Consider the following 19,507-nt stretch of genomic DNA (forward strand, 5'->3'; position numbering starts at 1 on the left):
GCATTAGATATTTAAAGGTTGAATCTTTCCGAAGGGGAGGTGTTCGATGATTTTCTGTAATTCGTTTTCCTTACCTTCTAGTCCGTATTTCTCTAATTTTTTGAGTGGACGATCTGCACGAAAATAGGCAATTAGTACAAAATCATCATCTCTCAGTTGGATATAATCTGGGATTTTTGCTTTGCCTTTGATTTTGATGATGTGCATTTCAGAAGGAAGGGGTGTAATCTGAAAGAAAAGAAAAATGGCAAACCAACATCGCACCGCTACGACTATCTACCCTTGCTGCCTTCCGGCCCTGGGGGAGTTCGACAGGAGCTGGTCGTATCGATTTGCCGCTGCAAAACTAGTCGAGTTTTTTCAGTTTACTAATATTCTAGAGAAAAAATATAAAATAGTACCAAGACTGGAAACCTATTCGTTGGAGAAATGTCTTTACCCTGATTTTATCCAAAAAAATCTATCTAATGAAAAATTATTATCCCGTAGCAACGCTTGCTCTTTTAGTCTTTTTATCTTTTCCTGTTTTTGCTTTTCAGCAAATCACAACTGATACAGTAGCGGTAGAAGAACCTCTGCCTGATGCCGTGGTGGTATCTGTGGACACTTTGAACCGAGACTCGAGCAAGCAGGACGCTATAGTAGTCAAGTACTATCAAGCAGTGGATCCTCAGCCTCAGCCAGTAAGTGAACCCGAACCACAACCTGCAAAACCAAAAGAGAAAAAACATAGTGATATCAGAACCATATCTGGATCAGGACATCATGGAGGTGGATATGGAGCATTGGGGATCAAAATATCTTCGTTCAACGACGAGTCACTCACCATGGCAGGTGCTCGCGGAGCTTGGGTGATCAATCGTGCGTTGGCATTCGGAGTGGATCTTTGGGGAGTGATTCCGACCAATGAATATGATGATCTGCCTAGTATGGCTATGGATGATCTGTCTTTGTTAGGTGGTTATGGAGGTTTTCTCTTAGAACCGATTCTGTTCTCTAATCAGGTCATTCATTTGACATTTCCTGTGTCAGCGGGAGCAGGTTGGCTCGGGTATGTGCCTAGTGTCTATGGTGGAGAGAGTTCAGAGATTGTCGATCAGGATGTGTTTTGGTATGTAGAGCCTGGAGCTGCTGTGGAGTTAAACTTGGCCAGATGTTTTAGACTCAATTTTGCAGTATCCAAGCGTTTTACGCAGGACTTGAGATTGATAGGTACTGCCAATGATGAGTTCGACGAGTTGAATTATACTTTGACTATGAAAATCGGGCGGTTTTAACCGCTTCGTTCGCGCGACCTTTCGTCAATAGAAAAAAATAGAATGGTTATCTACCCTCATCAGTATAGAAATTCTGAAAGAATAGATAACCATTTTTTTTATTACCCCCAAAGTGGAGAAGGGTAGTAGCCTTCTTTGACATACTGTTGGATGGATGATGCAGCAAAATCTTTATCCTCTTTGTAGGTCACACCAAACCATTTGGCTGATGAGTGCAGTACGGACACTTCTATCATTCCTTTTTTGATCATCTGATCGATGACAGTAGGAATCTGAAACTCATCTTTGGTGAGGTTATTGGTCTCATGCAGGAAGGTCTCAAATTGGGTTTTCATTTCTTCAAATAGATTGTTTTGAAATCCCCAGAAGTTCATAGAAGCCAAGCCTTCGGTGATTTCGAATTCTGAACCGTCCTCAGCTTGCGCGACTATTTTTCCGTCTTTTTCATGTATCCCATGGGTTTCTTTGATTGAGGCCAGTTTGCCTTCTTGGTCACTGATGGAGATGCCACGCGATACTGTGCCATTAAGCGATAGCGTGTTGTGTAGGTCATAACCTACCATGCTGTACTGTTGATTTTCTTGATGAGTCTGGAGGAACTCAGCCATGGTTTTGAAAGCATCTGCACCATAGTAGTCGTCCGCATTGATCATCGCAAAATTCCCTTTGATATAATCACCAGCACTCATGATCGCATGTGCAGTTCCCCATGGTTTGGTACGGGCAGATTGCACATGGTGTGGAATCATGTCCATGTATAAGTCCTGATAGGCATAGGAAATACGTGTTTGGAGATCGGGTATGTTTTCTATCAAGTTCATGGTTTCTTGTTCCACATCCTTGTTGATGACCAGTACGACTTGGTCAAACCCATTGTTGAGGGCGTCATAGATGCTATACTCCATGATCGTCTCTCCACTTGGCCCCATAGGGGTGACTTGCTTAGCTCCGCCAAATCTACTGCCTCTACCGGCAGCCAGTATCAATAGTGTAGGTTTCATGTATTAGTAGTGTGTTAGAGTTTGAGTAGGCAAGTATAGTGTGTTTGGGAATAAAGAGAAATTGATCGTTAGTATAAGGTAGAGTGTCTGTCATTAGCCTTACTTCCAAAACCTAAATGAGAGAGCCGTGAGAATAGGTCTAATTTTTGTTACTTTGCTGGGATAAAAACTACAGGATATGCGTTTACTGATTTCGACTGGAATAGTGTTGCTGCTCTTAATGTCAATGGAGGCGAAAGCCCAAACGTCACGTGATTCAGAGGATAACTCTAGGTCATCGTCCGAGGCTCAGTTCTCTAACCGAAAGAAGGCTTCCAAAAAAGCTTTTAGGAGAAGAGAGGATCAAGCACTCGAAGAGTACGAGGAGCTGATGAAGAAGAACAGAAAGAAGTATAAGAAACAAGCCAAAGAAATGGAGAAGCCTCAGTATTCTGACCCTTCTTACTTTGGGCATAAAAGACCACCCAAAAAGCGGCCTATCGGAAAAAGAAAAATGTGCAAGGAATGTGGGATCGTCCATTGATTACAGATAGTAAACAGTTATGCAAATAGGTAAATCAATCCTCGTATCTGGCAAAGTTCAGGGGGTGTTTTTTAGAGCTTCCACTTTAGAAGTCGCAATCTCTCTAGGTATTAGGGGGTGGGTTAAAAACCTGGCTGATGGTCGTGTAGAGATCGAGGCACATGGGGAAGACTCTTCAATAGAGCAGTTGGTTGCGTGGTGTGATACGGGATCCGACTTGGCAGAAGTAAACGAAGTATTGACCAAACAGATTGCCTATGATCCTTCTTACAACGGTTTTGAGATTATATACTGAGGTTTAAGAAGCCTTCTTTAGTTTCTTCTGATAAACCACTACTTTTTTCACGCCTTTTCTCGTCAATATTTTGATTTCAAAGTGATCATTGATGATTGCCTTAATGGCGTTTCTAACAAAGGTTAGATTTCTACTGCCATCATTGAATACGGTCAGTTGTAGTATAGCTTTGACGAATGAGGGGTTATAGGTTAAATCATCTATCCAGCTTAGTAGCGTCTCTGTCCACTCGGTAGCATATTTCTCTTCCTGACTAGTTCCATCCCAGATAATCTCCAATTGGTTGTCACAGTTCTTGTATCTATAGGTGACACAGAGGTTGTCGTAGATTCCTTTGATTTCTGTCGTGTTGTGATAGTTGTAGTCGATGATCTTTTGGAAAGTGTCGTCTACTAATCCTAGAGGGTTGAACAGTGCCCCATACTTCTCGATAGTTTTCTTGATGATCAAGTTCGCCAACTCGTCAAAGTGCACTTCTTGAGCAGCTTTTAGAATGACATTCTTATCTTTTTCGAAGCTTTGTTGGAGGAGTTCGTCTGTTATGATGTAATACACTTTTTGATCAACTGTTTAGCGTCCCAAAAATACACATACCCTAGACGAATTAAAAGTTAAGTACTTGTTAATTGTTAGTTATAGAATGTTAACAAGTACTTAATCTAGTGGTTGCGTTTTATCAGGTTAGTGTCTGTAAAATTGCGGTCAAGTGTGATTAGGGCTTAAATGTGATCAATCAGCGAAAGAGAAAGTGCTAAATTGCGGACAATTAAACTATTTACAACTATTCAAAAATTATGAGGAAAACACTTTTACTACTTTTATGTTTATCGTCCATGACAGCTTGGGCTCAAACAGGGGGCATTAAGGGCCAGATGATAGACAAGGAATCAGGCGAAGCATTGATAGGTGCTACGGTCACGATTCAAGGTACCAGTATTGGTGCTGTAGCAGATGTTGAAGGGAACTACGTTCTAAACAATTTAGATTACGGTACTTACACTTTGCTGTTCAACTTTGTGGGGTATACAGAGCAGACGAAAACGATTGAGCTGAACAGTTCATCATTGACAATCGATCCAGTAGAACTTAAATCTTCTTCTGTTGGATTGGAAGAAGTAATGGTTCTTGCTTCCGTTGCAGAAGATAGGAAAACTCCTGTTGCTGTTTCAGTAGTAAAGAAGGATGTAATCATGGAACGAGCTAGTAATCAGGAGTTTCCTGAATTACTAAAAGCAACACCAGGTGTATATGCTACCAAACAAGGTGGTGGATACGGTGATTCTAGAATTAGCCTTAGAGGCTTCAATTCGGAAAATGTTGCTGTCTTGATCAACGGTGTTCCTGTCAATGATATGGAAAGCGGTCAAGTATATTGGTCTAACTGGGCTGGATTGACTGAGGTGACTAGTTTAATGCAGGTTCAAAGAGGATTAGGAGCATCTAAGGTAGCAGTGCCTTCTATTGGTGGAACAATCAATATTTTGACTCAAAGCACAGATAGCCAAAAAGGAGGTAGTGTTTATTATGGTATAGGTAATGACAACTATCAAAAAGCATCTGTTTATGTGTCTACTGGTTTATTAGAAAATGGCTGGGCTGTTTCTTTGTCTGGCTCTAAGACTACTGGCGATGGTTATGTTAACGGGACAGAATTTGAAGGGTATAGCTATTTCTTTAACGTGTCTAAAGTTATCAATGACAAACATTCATTGTCTTTAACAGGCTTTGGTGCTCCACAGCGTCATGGCCAAAGACAGACGAGTCATGACCTAGCGACATACAAGGATAAAGGGATTAAGTACAATAGTGACTGGGGGTATTTAGACGGTCAAGTATTACATGCTGAAGATAATTTTTATCACAAACCTCAGTTCTCTCTTAATCATTACTGGACGATCAACAGTACTACTGACTTATCTACTGCAGTATATGTATCTACTGGAACTGGTGGTGGCGGTGGAACTGCTGGCGCATCTATGGCTAAAACATCTGATGGGCTGTATGATTTCGAAGCTGTTCGTGATGCTAACGTAGAGAACAATGCTACAGGTACAGGGGCACTATCTTATCTGAGAGCTTCTAGAAATGATCATAGATGGTATGGCGTGCTTAGCACTTTGAATAATCAGTTAACGAGTAATTTGACTGTTCAAGGAGGTATAGACCTTAGGTATTACAAAGGGATTCACTTCTCCGAAGTGACGAACTTATTGGGAGCAGACTATGCTTTAGATGATAATGATATCAATAATCCAAATAGAAGATTGGGTGTTGGAGATAAAAGAGATTACTACAATGATGGTATTGTTTTGTGGGAGGGTGTTTTCGCACAAGCGGAGTATTCATTAGACAAATTGACGGCATTTGCTTCTGGAGCTGTATCTAATACGAGCTATCAGAGAATCGACTATTTTCAATATGCACCAGGAGATCAAGAAACTTCATTTCAGAACTTTTTGGGATACCAAATCAAAGGTGGGGCGAACTATAACTTGAACAAAAATCACAATGTGTTTTTAAACGGGGGGTATTTCACTAAGGCACCAGTTTTTGATGCAGTCTTTCAAGATTTTAAGAATGTCATAAATGAAGATGCTGAAATGCAAAAAATTGTGAGTGTTGAGGTAGGGTATGGTTATAGATCTCAAAAATTGAGTGCTAACCTTAATGTCTACTGGACGAATTGGAGAGATAGAACATTGATTGAATCAGTGAGTGATACCACATTTGCTAACCTCCAAGGTGTTAATGCAATTCACCAAGGAATCGAGTTAGATTTTTCATATAAGCCATTTAGTCGTTTGACTTTGACGGGTATGGTTTCATTGGGAGACTGGACTTGGGAGAACGATTTGAAAGATATAGTAATCTATGATGAAGATAGAAATCCAGTAGGAGACCCACTCAATCTTTATATCTCAGGGTTGAAAGTTGGAAACGCAGCGCAAACAACTGCAGCTATAGGTGCTAGGTTCGAAATATTGAAAGGATTTACTGTTGGTGGATTGTTGAACTATTATGGTGACAACTATGCTGACTATGATCCTAACGATATTCAGGATATATCAAGCAAAGTACAATCACCGACTGTTCCAGAGTATTTTAACCTTGATCTGAACACGAACTATACTTTTAGCATGGGGAACCTTGAGACTGTTTTGTACGGAAACGTCAATAATGCTTTGGATGCCGAGTACATCACGGATTGGACTGGATATGGTATCTATATGGGTACAGGTAGACAGTGGACCATCGGAATGAGAGTTAATTTTTAATATTAAAGACGAGAAGAGATGAAGTTTTTAAATAAAGTATACGTAGTAATTCTTGCCTCAGTCTTAGCATTCAGCTGTGACCCGCTTGAAGATGCATATAACGAAATAGAGGAGATAGAAGCATTAGAAGGAAGTGATGAATCGTTTGATTACCAGATGGTAAGTGAAGATTACGGAACGATAGCTAGTACGATTAGAAGCAAATCTGGAGTTACTGAGGAGGATTCAGTTGCAGCTGATTTTATTGAAGACAATGAGGCTTTTAGTACGACTTATGAAGCGAAGAATTATTTGCCGTCATTTGTGGATGACAATTTTGGCCAGTTTGAGAAAGGAACGGCAGTAAAGGTTAATTATAGCTTTTTTGCAGGAGACCTTCCTGACTACAGTGTTTATTTAGATGCGGATAATTATAGAGTGTCTTCAGATGATTATAAAGCCTATAGCTCCGAAGCGGGCGTCAATGGTTTTTTTGACAACTCTGTAGATACTGATGCATATATGTTGGAATTTGTAACTAGTAAAGTGCAAGACCCATCTTCTGGAGATGTTGTGAGTGCTACTTACAATTATGTAGATGTACTTTATAGTGACCTGACTGGAGAAGTTGTTTTCGAAGAGGCGTTTGAAGAAGAAGTAGATGGCTTGGGTGCTTTTACAGCAGTGAGTGTAACAGGTGATCAAGGCTGGGCATGGGATGCCTATGGCGGAGCAACATGGGCTAAAATGTCTGGGTATGCAGGTGGATCTAATGCCAACGAAGATTGGTTGGTGTCAGAAGCAATCGATATGTCAGATGCTGAAGGTGACGTGTCTTTGAAACTTACACATATCTTGAACTATTTGTCTGATGAAACATGGGGTGAAGAGCTTGATATTAAGTTTTCTACCGATTACAGTGGTGATGTCGCTACTGCTACATGGACTAGTTTGGAGTTTGACCAATACCCTGAAGGGAATAGCTGGACTGAGGTAGATGCTGTAGCAGATATTCCAGATGTCCAAGGTGAGGATGAGTTATACATTGCTTTTTATTACACCTCTACGGCTAGTGCTTCTACTACGTGGGAGGTAGTTAGTATCGAGGTAGAAGTAGGAGCTGCTCCAGAGATCAAAGCGATCAATGGATTCTACAGTTACAATGGTTCGGCTTGGTCTTCTATGGAAGATGAAGTGCACTATTTCGGTAGCTATGATTATGCTGCGATGGGAGCGCCAGGTCAGTATAACAACTTTAGCGCTAGTGAACCTTCATACAACTATGTGCCTCAGTATCTATCTCAGAATATAGCGTATGCTCAAGAAGGAGATCAGTACGATGTAGTATTCTATTATTATGATGGAACGGGTAAGACTTTAGCTGAGACTTATACTTACACTGATGGTGTATGGACTGGTACTTTTTATACTGAAATGGTTGAACAGTATGTACATAATGGTACGTCATTCGTGTTTGATCCTTCTGTTGCTTTTACCATGTCTACTGCTGATTACCAGATCATCGTGGATGAAGTCAAAAAGACTAAGCCAGATTTGCTTGATAGCTATGGTACTGCAGAGTTCTATTATGGAGCAGGAGCTTACTACGAAAACTTTGATTTAGGCTATACGAGTAGAGCTAGTGGAGATTACATGCAAGATGAGTTTGTAGGCTTGTCTGCTAGTGAGACTTCTGCGCTGATGATTCAGAGAATGGGCGAAGGAATAGAAGTACTTTTGGAAGTGAAGTATTCTGATGCACAACCTGTTGCTGGAGTAGATGTACTTTACTCTGTCAAGTGTGATTCATATGACGGTACAGATGCTACTTGGCTTACTGTCTTCCAATTGACAGCAGTAGGTGAATTTGAGTTAGTAGAAGGACCTACTAAGCAGTAATACATTAAGATATAATAAATTGAAAGACTGCCCAGCCATGGGCAGTCTTTCTTATTTCAGACCCAATGAAAAAAATCACAACATTAGCAATCCTGTTTTGCGCCTTGGTTCAAGTCGCTTGGGGACAAATTCCGACTGATTACTACACTGGTACAGATGGGTTGACTGGAGAAGAATTGAAGCTGCAGCTACACCGGATCATCAGAGGGCATACCGTCAAGACCTACACAGATTTTAGGGATACGATCCTTCCGGATTTGGATGAAGATCCTGACAATTCTGACAATATCATTTTGTTCTACAAGAACAACTCGATCCCGAAAAGCAACTTCGCGTCTAACAACCAACCTGATTTTTGGAACAGGGAGCATACCTGGCCCAAATCCCACGGGTTTCCTGACGAAGCAGATACTGCGTACACCGATGTGCACAACCTGAGACCTTCGGACGCTACAGTGAATACCTCCAAAAGCAACAAGGACTTTAGCAACGTCGAGCATACAGACGAAAATGCAGAAGGAGAAGCGCCGGATACTTACACCGATTCGGACTTTTGGGAGCCACGCGACGAGATCAAAGGCGATGTGGCACGTATCCTGTTTTATATGGCGACTCGCTACGAGAGTGATGTCTTGGATCTAGAGTTGGTCGATAGAGCGAGTGGATCGTCAGATCCTGAGCTGGGTGTGCTCTATACCCTCATTCGATGGCACGAAGCTGACCCTGTCGATACCTACGAGCAGGAGAGACACGAAGGTGCCTATGGCTATCAAGAGAACAGAAACCCATTTGTGGATCACCCAGAGTGGGTAGCAGCTATATTCGGCTCGGCCACCGATCCTAACCTGATCGTGGACCAAAACAATTTCAACCCTGACTTTGGCAAAGTGGCTCTCGGGTCTTCTTTGGTTCAGTCCTATACGCTGAAGGCATACAATCTCACGGGAGATGTCAGCGTAGCAGTAGCAGCGCCATTCTCTTTGTCATCCAATGGGACAGATTATGCACAGACACTGACACTGGTATCTGATGGAGAGAGTGAGCAGTCGTTTAACGTTTCGGTCAAATACGAACCGGGCAGTGAAGACGAAGAGGCCAGTGCCACGGTGACACATACCACGGATGGCGATACCTATTCGTTTGAGGTGACTGGATCGGAAGGCACACAGGAGTTGATCTCCATCGCTGAGGCGCGTCAAAAAGACGAAGGTGAAATCGTCTATGTGACGGGTATCGTGATCAGTGCTGGAACCAATAGCGCCGACAACAAATTCATCTATGATGGTACGGCTGGTTTGGTCGTCAGGAGTTTTGATGCGGGTAACGAATCGGAAAACTTGGTGCTAGGTGACGAAGTGACGGTGAGCGGTCCACTGACTGATTACAATTCACTCTTAGAGATAGACGGTAGCCCCATTGTGATTGATGTTTTGAATCAAAACGTGGATTTGCCGACTTATCAGGAGGTGACCATCGCTGAGATCGGAGAGGCGTATGAATCAGAACCTGTCATCATTCGCAATGTCACATTTGATGAAGCGGGGGACGAGTTTGCCTATGGCAATTTTACGATCTCTGATGACACGGGTAGCTTGATATTCCGAATCGGCAATGACCTTCATCCTTTGGTGGGGGAGACGATCCCATCGGGTAGCTATGATATTCAGGGCTTCATAGGGCAGTACTTTTCGGACTACCAGCTTTTCGTCAACGGCGTGGATGATCTGATCAAAGTAGCCGAACCAGAAGTGCCTTTTGAATCCATCGCCGAAGTGAGGCTCAAATCGGAGGGGCAGTCTGCCAAAATAAAAGGAATCGTGATCGGTGGTGAAAACAACAGCGAGCACAACCGTGTCGTCTACGATGGCACAGCAGGACTAGTCGTGAGGAGCCTCACGGGTGACCTGTCCGCTCCGCTGACGGTAGGGGATAGCGTAGTGGTGCAAGGCGAGGCGTTGGATTACAACGGACTCTTCGAGCTCGAAGGAAACGATGTGAGCATCACCGTACTCAATACCGACAACACCCTGCCCGACCCGCAGGAGATATCTATCGCCGAGATAGGTGAGGACTATGAGTCCGAACTGATCCATCTCAGCGGTGTGTCTATCGCAGAGTCAGGTGATTTTGGCCAAGGGGAGTACACCCTGATAGATGGCGATCTACAGATCACTTTCAAAATAGGAACCACGACCCATGACCTAGTCGGGACAGCCATCCCTGCGGGGACCTTTGACCTGACAGGCTATGTAGGGGAGAGCTCGGACGGATATGAAGTCTATGCACGGACTGCCGCAGACATCTCCAATGTGAGCGCCGTACTCGGGGCGACTGCCAGCATAGATGACCAGATGCGTATCTACCCAAACCCCGCAGCAGACATGGTGACGATAACCCTGCCGGCGGATTATGCAGAAGACTACTATCAACTGAACCTGTACCAGATGTCTGGTCAGCTGATCTACAGCCGATTCTATCACAGCCAAACGATCGAAGTAGATGTGAGCGAGGTGCACGCAGGTGTATATTGGCTACAGGCCAAATCCGCCGCTCAGGTGTATATGAAGAAACTAGTGATCCACTAACCATCGCTAAACGTCAAAGAAAACCTCGCAGCTCCTGCGAGGTTTTTTTATGCTCCATAAACTCCACTAATCTTAACATCCGCTAAGACTTATGAACCTGAGTTCGACTAATCATTACTATAAGTCATCTTCTATCTGCTTTATTCAAGGTTATCGAAAATTATACTGTTTGAGCGGTAGCGAGTTTATAGGTTTCTAACCTTTTTGCTTCCTTTTTTGGCCATGAAAAAAGAAGCGTTCACCTGCCGTAAGCATGGCCTGACTGGCTTGAAGACAATGTGCGATGAAGGCATATAAGTTGAATAGTAGGAACCCGAAGACTGGGAACACTTCAAGCGGCGGTTTGGCCTTGCGCAAGGTCGGCCTTCCCCTAGCGCAAGGGGGAGCCTGTGCTTGGGCAAGCGCAACGGTCTGCTTGCCCAAGGTAGACCTTCTGCTTGCGCAAGCAGAAACCCGAACCTGTATTACTCTCCTCAAAGCGTTCTGAAAGATGAAAGCTTTTGACCACTACCTAGATATGGGTATATATAGGCTGTACTTTGATCTTAAAGACCCGCTTGCTTGTCGCTACGCTGGGAAAAAGGTATTCTTGAGAAAATCAATGATTGACGAGGTGTCAGTAGCCGTGGTTTTTAAGCGTGTAAAATGAATAGTGTGCAGCTTGGCGGCCTGTTGTTTTAGGCCTTCCGCAGAGTGACTTAAAACCGTTGAAACGAAAAGCATTGTCCCGACACGGTAGGCACTAGGGAGATTTATACACATGTTGCTCATAACACTATGGAAAACATTAAAAACCCACTAGATTAGCTTGATACCAATAATATATATACGCAATTGCGTATAGCGAAATGTTGTGCTTAATTTATGAAGGATACTGCATTACATAAAATCGACCTGATAAAATCTGATTCTCTTAGAGAAATAGCTAAATATTTGCTGGATGGTGGTATTCAGGTTACATTCTTCGGAAAAGCATGATCGAAGGTGTCAGCCGATTGGATTTACTTTGATACAGTACTTAACCTAAAAAGACTAAAACGAAAATTCAAGCTTAAAGACAATATTATAATGCATGAAAACTGTGACCCTAAATCAGGAACTGAAAGAGGTTTTCTTGATAATGAAACAGGTGAAGGTTTAATGGGAAAATTACAATAGAAAAACTATGAATTTCAATTTAATAACCAAGATTATTTATATTATAACAATAGCTTTTTTCATAAGTTGCAATATAAATTCGAAGAAAAATACTGCATCAAAGACAGAGAATGAATACAATCAAAACTCACTTGGAAAGCAAGAAGTAAAAATAACTAATGAAACCACTGATTATCTTTGCGAAGTAGCATCATTCTTAAATGAAAATGACTTCAATGGAGATTATTATGTTAATAATGGTGTCATAAAATGGTGTATGGGAGTGGAAGCAATAGAAATACCAGAAAATTTGATAACTAGACTTTTAAATGAAAAAGTTGAATATGTAGTTCGAGCAAGAGGTGTAATTAAATTTGGTTTCTTCCCTGATAAAAATGGAGAACATGGATTGCTATTAAATACGGAACCAATCAATCCTCTGATAACTTCTGGGAATATAAAACCGAAATATGAAAAACTAGATAAACCAAAATGTTTGAATCTAGATTGGTATTATGAGACTTATAAATAGCATAGATAGATAAAAGATAGAGAAAAACTAAGCACAACAATGTATATACAAAATAGGCGAGACAGTATTAAATTCAACGGTTGTAGCCCGCTGCAATTTTGTAACGGTTTGATAGGTTTGAAGCCCGCAATCGCCTACTTGTAATATACTTACCGTTGTGGGTAATTACCGCTAGATGAAAGAAACACCTAATCGAGTAGACATCTGACGGTCAAATCTGCCTTCCGTAATGCTGGGAAGGTAGAAATCTATAGAAAACGACCATCCAGACCATGATTCTTGAAAAAAGGTGCGCTTACACCCCCAGTTTGGTAGGATAAGGGTGCCTTTTTAGTAAATTAAAGGATAAGACGCAGGGTGCTGTTATTCTTAAGTTGTAAAACTTTAACTAAACAATGAGAGATTTAATAAATACATTTCTTGATACAACAAAGGAAAGAATAAAAAACCCATTTATTGGAGCGTTTTTCTTGTCGTGGATTGCATTTAATTGGAAACCCATTTTAATAATGCTATTCTCATCTGACGGAATTGTAGATAAAATTGAATTTGTTGAAAACGAACATACTAACCTTATATTTAATTTATGGCTACCTCTAGTTTTTGCTACATTTTATGTTGCGTTATTGCCGTACTTAATGTGGTTATTCGATAAAGTTTCTAGTAAAGCTATTTTAGGTAGAAAAGAGAGCTTTGTTGAGCAACAAATATTTGATTTACATTCAAAACAGAAACTCGCGGAACAAGAAAGTTATCTTGAAGATATCAGAGCTAGTTTTAGAGAAACTGCTGACTTGAATAAAAAGATCGAAATTTTGACTAATCAAATTTCTGAAAGAGACTCAACAATTGAACTTCTAAAGTCACAAGTGCTATCTGCTCAAGAGGAGCAAAATACACTTCAAGATTATTTAAGACAGCAGGATAATAGCTCATTATCTAATGAACAGATTAGTAAATTAAAAAAAGAATATGAGGACTTTGAAAAATCTGATTTGTATGAATTTTTCCAAGAAGTGGGGACTGAAATAAGCCAGAGTAATAGTGTTCCTCCCCATATGGGATTAGTCATTGAAAAATTTCGTCATAAGGATATTATTGAAGAAATCAGAAATGAAGAAAATCAAAGTACATATTATGAGTTTACTAAAAAGGGGCAATTCTTTTGGAAGGAATTTATTCTAAGTATAGATTTTACAAGGCAAAAGCCCAAGAATGATGATGATATTCTTTTTTAAATAAAAAATCATGTTCCCCGTTTCCGTCATGCTTTGCATGGTGGAAATCCGTGAAGCAAGCGAGGAAATGGTTAAAACCATTGAAGGTATATTGGAATACCCTTGTTAACCCACGGTTTAAACCATGGGCTATGGTGTGCAATACCAAACATGATAGGATGTATCATAGCCCATGAATTTATTCGTGGGGACATCAGCAACAATGCCGAGCCCAACCATTTCAATGGTTTGAAAATGTATTAAAAAGAAATGCCCATGTCTCATTCATTCAATAAAATATGTATTCACACCATCTGGGCCACAAAGGGGAGGATGCCCTTGATAGCCCACGGTTTAAACCATGGGCTATGGTGTGCAATACCAAACATGATAGGGTGTATCATAGCCCATGAATTTATTCGTGGGGACATCAGCAACAATGCCGAGCCCAACCATTTCAATGGTTTAAAAATGTATTAAAAAGAAATGACCATGTCTCATTCATTCAATAAAATATGGATTCACGCCATCTGGGCCACAAAGGAGAGGAGGCCATTGATTAATCAGTCTATCGAACAAAAAATCCATCGATATATAGCCGAGCAATTAAAAGAACAAGGGTGCCCCGTGCGAATCATAAACGGAATGCCCGACCATATCCATTGTTTGTTTTTATTGAATCCGCAAAAATCTATTGCAGAAGTCATCAAACAAATCAAGGGCAGTAGCTCGCATTTCATCAATCAAAACAATCTAACCGTAGACAAATTTGCATGGCAAACAGGATATGCCGCCTATTCAATATCACAATCAGTATTGGATAAGGCTTTTCATTACATCCGGAATCAAAAGGAGCATCATCAAAAGAAAACATTTCAGCAGGAGTATGATGATTTTTCACAATTGTATGGGATCAATTGTTAAAACCATTGATGATATATTAGAATGCCATTGATCACCCCACGGTTTAAACTGTGGGCTATGGCGTGCAATACCAAACATCATAAGATGTATTATCATAGCCCATGAATTTATTCGTGGGGACATCAAATTCAATACCGAGCCTACCATTATCAAAACACAACACCATCGTCATTGCCCGACCAGGACGAGGTAGGAGGACGCCGCTCGGCGCACCCCCCCCCACTACGAGCAGAGGAGCTGTTGCGCCACCACGGTGCTCACCCATGGGGATAACCCGGTCTCACGCTGGGTCATGACGGGGAGCATAGCGAGGGTTGAAATAAAGATTCAATATCTTTCATCTCCGATCTGTGTTGGCTGCACAAGCTGAAAGCCTGCGCTAGAAGAGGGATAATCATTAGAGGATTTTAAAATGAAATTATGGCAACAGTTAACACCTATTTGTATTTTAATGGCAATTGCGAAGAAGCATTTAATTTTTATAAATCTGTTTTTAACCAAGAGTTCAAGTTTATAGGTCGCTATAAAGATGTTCCAGAAGCAGCGAGACAGAATTTCCCCTTTTGCGAAGATGAACATATCATGCACATTGGGCTACCGATTAGCAGCGAAACAATTTTAATGGGTGCCGACATTATTGATACCAAGGGAGAAGAAAGTCATGCGGCAAAATACTTCTCACTATACGTTAGCACGGATAGTAAAGAAGAAGCTGATAGGTTGTTCGATTCCTTCTCAAAAGAAGGAGAGGTGAAACTTCCTATTTCTGAACAGTTTTGGGGCTCCTATTACGGCATCTGTTTGGATAAATTTGGGATCAATTGGAAGATAAGTTTCAGTTTAGAATAGATAAACGGGAGCATAAAGGTATGCTGGATGATCACTTCAGCGGTACTTTTTCTGAATCAGTCGTGAAATCATCGGAGAGATCAAACCCATTGGAGACGTTGATCCGTATGTAGAGGATCGGCTCCCGTTCGTCTGGTCAGATGAAGGAGACCAAGCACCTATCGTCGTATTGTGCGCGGGTTGGGGAATTAAAAGTACGGTGGGAGGGTTATGGATCAGTAAGGTTTAAAAGTAAAGACATGAAGGGATTAGTTTTTTTATCAATAATTATCAGTGCAATTTTGCCGAGTAAACAATTAGAAGCCAAAGAAATGGATGTAGCAACGTTTGGGAATGGATGTTTCTGGTGTACAGAAGCTATTTTTCAGGATTTGAAGGGAGTGAGTAAAGTGGAGTCGGGCTACTCTGGCGGACAGACGCTAGACCCTACTTACAAAGAAGTATGTACGGGTACGACTGGCCATGCGGAGGTGCTGCAGATCACTTATGATCCAGCAGTGATTTCGTTCGACGAGTTGCTAGAGGTGTTTTGGAAGACGCATGATCCCACGACGCTCAACCGCCAAGGCAATGATGTCGGGACGCAGTACCGTTCGGTGGTGTTCTATCACAGCGACGAGCAAAAGGCATTGGCTGAGAAGTACAAAAAGGAACTCAACGCCTCTGGCGCGTTCAACGACCCGATCGTGACAGAGATCACGGCTTTTGACAAGTTCTACGTGGCAGAAGACTACCACCAAAACTATTTTAACCTTAACGGTTCACAGCCCTATTGCAACTTCGTGATCAAGCCCAAGGTGGAGAAGTTTAGAAAAGTATTCAAGGACAAACTCAAAGACTAAGTGAAGAAAGTAAAGATGATCTGGGACATGCGTGGGGGAGATGCCAAAGGGATGGCAGAGCACCACGCCATCCATCTCAAAGAATATGCAGCCAAGTGGAACATGACGCTACACGAAGCAGGGACAGAAGTCGTCAATGATGCCTATGTAGTGGCCTACATGATCATCGATGAGAGCGACATGATCACCGTGAGAGACAACTTGAGACCGCATCGCGCGGAGTATGCGGAGTAGAGTTTCTACGATACGGTATCGGACATTTCCTAGGCCTCTTGAAGGGAGGCAGAGGGAGTGAGACTTCATGATGATCCTGAGAGACAGGATATCGATTCATTCTTCCATCAAACATCTTGTCTCAAAAGCCTTTCTTCATTATTTTCTATTATTTTCGAGGCAACAACAAACCCGACATTAACAGAGATCAATGTCTGAGAATAGAATTACATTTCTGATCCAGTGCGAGGATAGCAAAGGGATCATCGCCAAGGTCACTACATTTTTTTACGACGAGGGATTCAACATCCTAACCTGTCAGCAGTTCACGGACAACATCGAGGATGCGTATTTCATGCGGGTGAGTCTGGATGCCAAAGACCTAGTGATGTCCAGAGAAGAGCTCTCCGAGAAGTTTCGTCAGGTCGCCGAGCCCTTGAAGTTGGACTGGAGGGTGTATTACTCTGTGGACAAGGCTAACGTAGCGATTTTAGCTTCTAAGACCAGTCACTGTTTGTTTGACCTACTGGAAAAACACAGCGAGGGCAAACTGCACTGCAACATCCCCCTCATCATCAGCAACCACGAGACGGTCAAGTACGTGGCGGATCAATTCAATATTCCTTTTCATCATCTGCCTGTCACAGCAGAAAACTGGGTGGTGCAACAGGAAGAGATGAAAAAACTGCTCAAGGCACACAACACAGAGTTGGTGGTGATGGCGCGTTTCATGCGCATCTTGTCCTCTGACTTTATCAATTCATTCAAAGAGAAAATCATCAACATCCATCATGCCTTTTTGCCTGCTTTTCAAGGTGCCAATCCCTATAAACGTGCCTACGAACGAGGTGTGAAGATGATCGGAGCGACGGCTCACTACGCGACAGATGACCTAGACGAGGGCCCCATCATCGAGCAGGATGTAGAGCGTGTCTCTCATGCCAGTTCGCCCGCAGGGTTGACGCAGATTGGCTCAGAGATCGAACGAAAAGTACTCTCCAAGGCCGTGAAGTTCCACCTAGATCACCGCATCATCGTGACGGGCAACCGCACGATCGTCTTTCCAGAGACGGAGGGGTGATTTAATTATGCTCACAATACCAACTAATCATTATGCACCGACTAACTGTGCTGCTGTTGCTCCTGTGGAGCAGTGCAGCGATTGCTCAAGAGCAACTCCCAGCTATGACCGAAAAAGTCTGGCGAGTTAATTTCATCAACCCCGCTATAGAACTGGAAATCCCAACGGGTCAGCGTTCGACGATTTCCTATGGGGTGGGAGTTGGTTTCACTTCTAATACAGGGTATCTCGGTAGCCGTGGGTTTGTATACGAATTAGCTCCTTTTTTTGACACGCAGTATAAGCTCTTTTATTCGCTCAATCGTCGGTATACCAATGGGAAGTCGATTCGTGGCAATTCGGCCAACTTTATATCTGGTCGCGTGCTGATCGTGGGAAACTCACTTAAATCAAATTTTTACCAATATGATAGGTTGTATTTTGGGTTGGGGCCGACATGGGGGATCCAACGGAGCATAGGCAAGGTGCATGTTCTCTTTGATGTGGGGCCACAGTTTGTGGTCGATATCGAGGGGCGTAATGGTTGGTTTCCGCTGATGCTACAGCTCAACATAGGTCTAAATCTCTAGCGATGAATCGTGTACTAGCAGTAGTCTTGTCAACCGTGCTTTTGGGAGGATGTACGGTGACCAAAGTATCCAAAATCACAGGATGGCCATACTTGGTAGAGTATGAGGATATCTTGGTGGCAAAGATCGAGCCTTTTGATGAGTGGACTTCTTATAAGCTGTTTGAGGAGGTAAAGCAGGAGTTGGATGAGGATTTTGGTACATTGAGTTATCTGCCACAGGTGGAGTATGACTTGAAGGCTGAAGGGATGACGACAAAGGAGATTGCTCAAATCGGCGATGATGTAGCTCTCAGTGCACATGCAGCGGATATATTAGGCGTTACCTACTTTCTGCGGATCACTTATGAGTCTGGGGCGTGTCAGTTTGTCAGTGATTATACCACACCAAATGATGGTACCTATGTGCGGTTTCGGATCGACGTAGTAGACCTAGCAGATTTGACGGTGTCTTCTTCTTTTTTTAGCAAGGCAGACCATATCCCGTTGCCTTTGGGCGGTGGTGTTTGGTTAGATGTGACCACTGTCAATGCGATGATTGGTAAAGCATTGAGACGTGCAGGTCGCCAAATCCGAAAAGAAAAGGTGCACCGTAATTCGAAATGGTCGATAGAGTAATATCTAATATCCGTCGTTTACAAAGTAAAGTTCTTCAAATCCAAGACACATCTTTCATGTTCGAGGAGTTCTTCATGTGCTTGATCCATGATCACTGCGGATACTTCTTTGATTTTGCTTCGGAAGTCTTTCTTGAGTTCTTTTCTCTTGATGGCTTCAAGAAACAACCGGACTTCTTCTTGGGATTCTAGAATTAAAGCCGGGACCTGTGTTGGTTTGTCATCGTCACCTTTGGCGACCATGGTGACGTAGGAGTTGTTGGTCTTCTTGACCGAGCCTTCTTTGACGTTTTCGGCAATGACGCTGATGCCTACTACGAGGGAAGAGTTACCGACATGGACGACAGAGGCTCTGAGGTGTACCAGATCACCTACTTCTACCGGTTCTAGAAAGTCCACATTGTCTACCGATACCGTGACACAGTAGTTGGCGGCATGCTTGCTGGCGCAGGCATAGGCCACTTTATCAATCAAAGACAAGAGAATCCCTCCATGGATTTTCCCTCCAAAATTGGCATAAGAAGGAATCATCAATTCGGTAATAGTAGTCTTCGAAAAACTGACTGTTTTTGCGTTTGGTATGCTCATGATTGTTGCTTTGTATTCACTAGAAGTAGCGAAAATAAGCACATTAGACCGCTAGCGGAACATTCCCTAACCATTTTTTGATTTAATCCCCAAACAAGTGGAGAT

20 protein-coding genes and 1 other RNA gene are annotated in these 19,507 nt (G+C 42.3%); 15 read left to right on the top strand and 6 right to left on the bottom strand.

The genetic code is table 11. The features are described from left to right. Nucleotides 1-3: 3 nt before the first annotated feature. Nucleotides 4-207 (bottom strand): fructose-6-phosphate aldolase, encoded by a 204-nt coding sequence (locus BGP76_RS03625; RefSeq protein ID WP_073119228.1) that lies wholly within the window; start codon nucleotides 205-207, stop codon nucleotides 4-6. A 34-nt stretch (nucleotides 208-241) separates the two neighbouring features. Beyond that, nucleotides 242-339: signal recognition particle sRNA small type (ffs, locus tag BGP76_RS03630), an RNA gene on the bottom strand. 128 nt (nucleotides 340-467) lie between these two features. Here ffs and BGP76_RS03635 point away from each other — a divergent pair. Then, nucleotides 468-1,277, top strand: coding sequence for a hypothetical protein (locus BGP76_RS03635; RefSeq protein ID WP_119843628.1), 810 nt, complete (start codon nucleotides 468-470; stop codon nucleotides 1,275-1,277). 101 nt (nucleotides 1,278-1,378) lie between these two features. Here the strand turns inward: BGP76_RS03635 and BGP76_RS03640 are convergent, their stop codons facing one another. Continuing rightward, a complete protein-coding gene (locus BGP76_RS03640; RefSeq protein WP_119843629.1) occupies nucleotides 1,379-2,278 on the bottom strand; it encodes a sugar phosphate nucleotidyltransferase in 900 nt (299 codons plus the stop codon). A 178-nt stretch (nucleotides 2,279-2,456) separates the two neighbouring features. On the opposite strand from BGP76_RS03640, the gene BGP76_RS03645 reads away from it, so the two are divergent. Then, complete coding sequence (locus tag BGP76_RS03645) at nucleotides 2,457-2,801, top strand: hypothetical protein (RefSeq protein ID WP_073119222.1); 345 nt, start codon at nucleotides 2,457-2,459, stop codon at nucleotides 2,799-2,801. 19 nt (nucleotides 2,802-2,820) lie between these two features. Further along, a complete protein-coding gene (locus BGP76_RS03650) occupies nucleotides 2,821-3,096 on the top strand; it encodes an acylphosphatase (RefSeq protein WP_119843630.1) in 276 nt (91 codons plus the stop codon). Nucleotides 3,097-3,099: 3 nt separating this feature from the next. Here the strand turns inward: BGP76_RS03650 and BGP76_RS03655 are convergent, their stop codons facing one another. After that, nucleotides 3,100-3,651: a DnaD domain protein gene (locus BGP76_RS03655; RefSeq protein ID WP_084190310.1), complete on the bottom strand. Its 552-nt coding sequence runs from the start codon at nucleotides 3,649-3,651 to the stop codon at nucleotides 3,100-3,102. Nucleotides 3,652-3,968: 317 nt separating this feature from the next. Between BGP76_RS03655 and BGP76_RS03660 the strand changes: the two genes are divergently transcribed. From BGP76_RS03660 to tnpA, 6 genes are all read left to right on the top strand, one after another. Next, nucleotides 3,969-6,371 (top strand): TonB-dependent receptor, encoded by a 2,403-nt coding sequence (locus tag BGP76_RS03660; protein WP_221409839.1) that lies wholly within the window; start codon nucleotides 3,969-3,971, stop codon nucleotides 6,369-6,371. 18 nt (nucleotides 6,372-6,389) lie between these two features. Further along, the gene (locus BGP76_RS03665) at nucleotides 6,390-8,249 is read left to right on the top strand and encodes a hypothetical protein (RefSeq protein ID WP_119843632.1); all 1,860 of its coding nucleotides are present in this window, start codon (nucleotides 6,390-6,392) and stop codon (nucleotides 8,247-8,249) included. A gap of 65 nt (nucleotides 8,250-8,314) precedes the next feature. Beyond that, the gene (locus BGP76_RS03670; RefSeq protein ID WP_119843633.1) at nucleotides 8,315-10,834 is read left to right on the top strand and encodes an endonuclease; all 2,520 of its coding nucleotides are present in this window, start codon (nucleotides 8,315-8,317) and stop codon (nucleotides 10,832-10,834) included. Between the two features lie 1,165 nt (nucleotides 10,835-11,999). Beyond that, entirely contained in the window at nucleotides 12,000-12,503 is a 504-nt protein-coding gene (locus BGP76_RS03680; protein ID WP_119843635.1) for a hypothetical protein, read from the top strand. 395 nt (nucleotides 12,504-12,898) lie between these two features. After that, nucleotides 12,899-13,741 (top strand): hypothetical protein, encoded by an 843-nt coding sequence (locus BGP76_RS03685; RefSeq protein ID WP_119843636.1) that lies wholly within the window; start codon nucleotides 12,899-12,901, stop codon nucleotides 13,739-13,741. A gap of 471 nt (nucleotides 13,742-14,212) precedes the next feature. Continuing rightward, nucleotides 14,213-14,644: an IS200/IS605 family transposase gene (tnpA, locus tag BGP76_RS03690; protein ID WP_119844319.1), complete on the top strand. Its 432-nt coding sequence runs from the start codon at nucleotides 14,213-14,215 to the stop codon at nucleotides 14,642-14,644. 55 nt (nucleotides 14,645-14,699) lie between these two features. On the opposite strand, the gene BGP76_RS20125 is transcribed toward tnpA, so the two are convergent. Then, entirely contained in the window at nucleotides 14,700-14,909 is a 210-nt protein-coding gene (locus BGP76_RS20125) for a hypothetical protein (RefSeq protein WP_147407364.1), read from the bottom strand. 155 nt (nucleotides 14,910-15,064) lie between these two features. Between BGP76_RS20125 and BGP76_RS03695 the strand changes: the two genes are divergently transcribed. The 6 genes from BGP76_RS03695 (at nucleotide 15,065) to BGP76_RS03720 (ending at nucleotide 18,815) form a co-directional block, all read left to right on the top strand. Continuing rightward, nucleotides 15,065-15,493, top strand: a complete 429-nt coding sequence (locus BGP76_RS03695) for a VOC family protein (RefSeq protein WP_119843637.1) — start codon at nucleotides 15,065-15,067, stop codon at nucleotides 15,491-15,493. 239 nt (nucleotides 15,494-15,732) lie between these two features. Beyond that, entirely contained in the window at nucleotides 15,733-16,335 is a 603-nt protein-coding gene (msrA, locus tag BGP76_RS03700; protein ID WP_255416052.1) for a peptide-methionine (S)-S-oxide reductase MsrA, read from the top strand. Then, nucleotides 16,336-16,569, top strand: coding sequence for a hypothetical protein (locus tag BGP76_RS03705; RefSeq protein WP_215976413.1), 234 nt, complete (start codon nucleotides 16,336-16,338; stop codon nucleotides 16,567-16,569). It abuts the gene before it with no gap. Nucleotides 16,570-16,759: 190 nt separating this feature from the next. Further along, nucleotides 16,760-17,629 (top strand): formyltetrahydrofolate deformylase, encoded by an 870-nt coding sequence (purU, locus tag BGP76_RS03710; protein WP_119843639.1) that lies wholly within the window; start codon nucleotides 16,760-16,762, stop codon nucleotides 17,627-17,629. A gap of 32 nt (nucleotides 17,630-17,661) precedes the next feature. Continuing rightward, nucleotides 17,662-18,198: a hypothetical protein gene (locus BGP76_RS03715; protein ID WP_119843640.1), complete on the top strand. Its 537-nt coding sequence runs from the start codon at nucleotides 17,662-17,664 to the stop codon at nucleotides 18,196-18,198. Nucleotides 18,199-18,200: 2 nt separating this feature from the next. Beyond that, entirely contained in the window at nucleotides 18,201-18,815 is a 615-nt protein-coding gene (locus BGP76_RS03720) for a hypothetical protein (protein WP_119843641.1), read from the top strand. Nucleotides 18,816-18,832: 17 nt separating this feature from the next. Here the strand turns inward: BGP76_RS03720 and BGP76_RS03725 are convergent, their stop codons facing one another. Beyond that, entirely contained in the window at nucleotides 18,833-19,402 is a 570-nt protein-coding gene (locus tag BGP76_RS03725) for an acyl-CoA thioesterase (RefSeq protein WP_119843642.1), read from the bottom strand. Between the last annotated feature and the right edge of the window lie 105 nt (nucleotides 19,403-19,507).

It is taken from the genome of Reichenbachiella sp. MSK19-1, assembly GCF_003590315.1.
Taxonomy (GTDB): domain Bacteria; phylum Bacteroidota; class Bacteroidia; order Cytophagales; family Cyclobacteriaceae; genus Reichenbachiella; species Reichenbachiella agariperforans.